Origin of the sequence: Micromonospora qiuiae, from assembly GCF_016863555.1 — a bacterium.
Lineage (GTDB): Bacteria > Actinomycetota > Actinomycetes > Mycobacteriales > Micromonosporaceae > Micromonospora > Micromonospora qiuiae.
Window position 1 is genome coordinate 1 of record NZ_BOPC01000169.1, and the last position, 1,737, is coordinate 1,737.

The 1,737-nt window shown below is 60.9% G+C and carries 2 protein-coding genes; both read right to left on the bottom strand.

The window, feature by feature from the left end:
- Positions 1-721: 721 nt before the first annotated feature.
- Positions 722-1,033 carry a hypothetical protein gene (locus Vqi01_RS30190; protein ID WP_204038533.1) on the bottom strand — a complete coding sequence of 104 codons (312 nt, stop codon included), beginning with the start codon at positions 1,031-1,033 and terminating at the stop codon, positions 722-724.
- Positions 1,034-1,430: 397 nt separating this feature from the next.
- Positions 1,431-1,556 (bottom strand): hypothetical protein, encoded by a 126-nt coding sequence (locus Vqi01_RS31425; RefSeq protein ID WP_275408863.1) that lies wholly within the window; start codon positions 1,554-1,556, stop codon positions 1,431-1,433.
- Positions 1,557-1,737: the final 181 nt, after the last annotated feature.

Consider the following 1,737-nt stretch of genomic DNA (forward strand, 5'->3'; position numbering starts at 1 on the left):
CCGGTCGCTCTAGTGGTCCCTTGGCAGGGCGCTCCGGCTCCAGTCGGCCGAGGGCTCGCCAGCGGTTCACGGGTCCGTGCCGCCCGCCCGGCCCGCCACGGCCTTGAGACGAAGGTTCGGACGCCGGCGGGTCGCTGAGTAGTCTGCTCGGCCTGCCCAATCGGCACAGGCGGGATGGTCTACCGCAATGTCCCCCGCTCCCCACAAGGGCGAGCCGACGAGCAAACGGGGGAATCCTCGCAATGGGGTGTTAGCTGAGGCTAGGCGCGTAGATTCCCTCGCACGAACTCCTCACGAATGAAGTCAGCGTGCCCAGATGCGCCCTGGAGGGAAAGCGTCGCGAGTCCTTGCTGGTAACGCACTTCAAGTGAGGAGTTGTACAGAAGCTCATAGCTTGCGGCGACCGCAGGGTAGAGGAGAAAGACGAGTTCGTTTAGCCCCCAGACCCTCTTCCTTCGCCCGTTTTGCATCCTTGTGTATCCCATATGTTTGGTGCAGTGGGCGTCGCTGGGATGGAGGGCGGGATTTTTTGTCGCGAGGCGCGGAGGGTCTCCGAAGATCGGGTCAGCCAACAAAGCGGCTCGCACCCGATGGAGGGAGGCATAGAAATAGCAGACCGCCGCCCACTCCTCGGTTCGAGCGAGCAGAGACTCGGCAGTCTGGTGATGGATTGCTGCCCGAGCAGTGTGATCGGCAGCCTGCAAGACCGGCCGGGTCACGGTCAGCAGCCGGAGTACGCGAATTCACGGGAGCCAGCGGCTTCCGCTATCCCGCGAAAATCCTCTGATTCACCGAGGCTGATCGAAAAGCCAATCGACAGCTCGTCAAAGTAAAACTCGCGAGCTCCGATCATGCGCTCCATGAGGGCGGTGTACTCCTTGTCGGTGAGGGCATGCGCTACGAACACCGTCACCTGGGCAGTGCAAAGATCCTCGTTGGCGACAATCCGGATTTTGGACACCGGGAAATGCCGTACGCGATCAGCAGTCATGTTGCCGAGCGAGTCGATGAGTTCCCGGAATTCCTGGTCCATCTCTCTCCCTCCGCTTGTGGATTGGAAGATCACGTCTTCCTCGTTACCCGATCCGTTGCGAAACGAGTCCACATTAGCTCTTTGTAGTCGCCATGTCGCTCGGTTGGACCAATAACGTACCTCCACTGTCAACTAGCGCGCGAACGGCATCAAGGTGATATCTGTCCGGTTCGTCCTATCTTGATGGGACAACGAGACTTGAGAGCAGCGGTGACGGGTGTTATGTCCAATCTTCAGCCCGTCTCCTGTGGGAACCCCCTCCTGCTCTGTGTGAGCACCACCTGATCTCGACCCTAGCGACGCTGGCAGGAAGATCCTCAACTTCGCAAGCTGTCACCGTTAAGGATGACCCGCTCGGGATCCATGTGATCGATGACGTTTCCGACGCGGAGCGCGCTTACTGGAAGAGCCGGCCGGGCCTCCGGGAGCGGCCCGGTCTGCTGATGATGGAATCCTTGCGCCTACGGCGGACCATGATCGAGTTGACCTGCCGCTTCAACCCCTTGAGGATCCGGTCCTTCATCGCCCTGCCTCCTTCGGAAGTGTCGTCCGCATTACCGCGTACCCAAGGAAACAGCAGTGATTCGTCCAGCCCCGGCCAAGGCTGCTCGAAACAGCCGGATCGTAGCTGAGAGAGATCGGCAGTAGGCGAGGTCGGGATCCGGGCGTGGTGATGCTGTGCCTCGGATGGTGGGCGGCGGCGT

Excerpts from the sequence above, each read along its gene's own strand:
- Vqi01_RS30190 (WP_204038533.1), bottom strand. The coding sequence starts at position 1,033 with ATGGACCAGGAATTCCGGGAACTCATCGACTCGCTCGGCAACATGACT.
- Vqi01_RS31425 (WP_275408863.1), bottom strand. The coding sequence starts at position 1,556 with ATGAAGGACCGGATCCTCAAGGGGTTGAAGCGGCAGGTCAACTCGATC.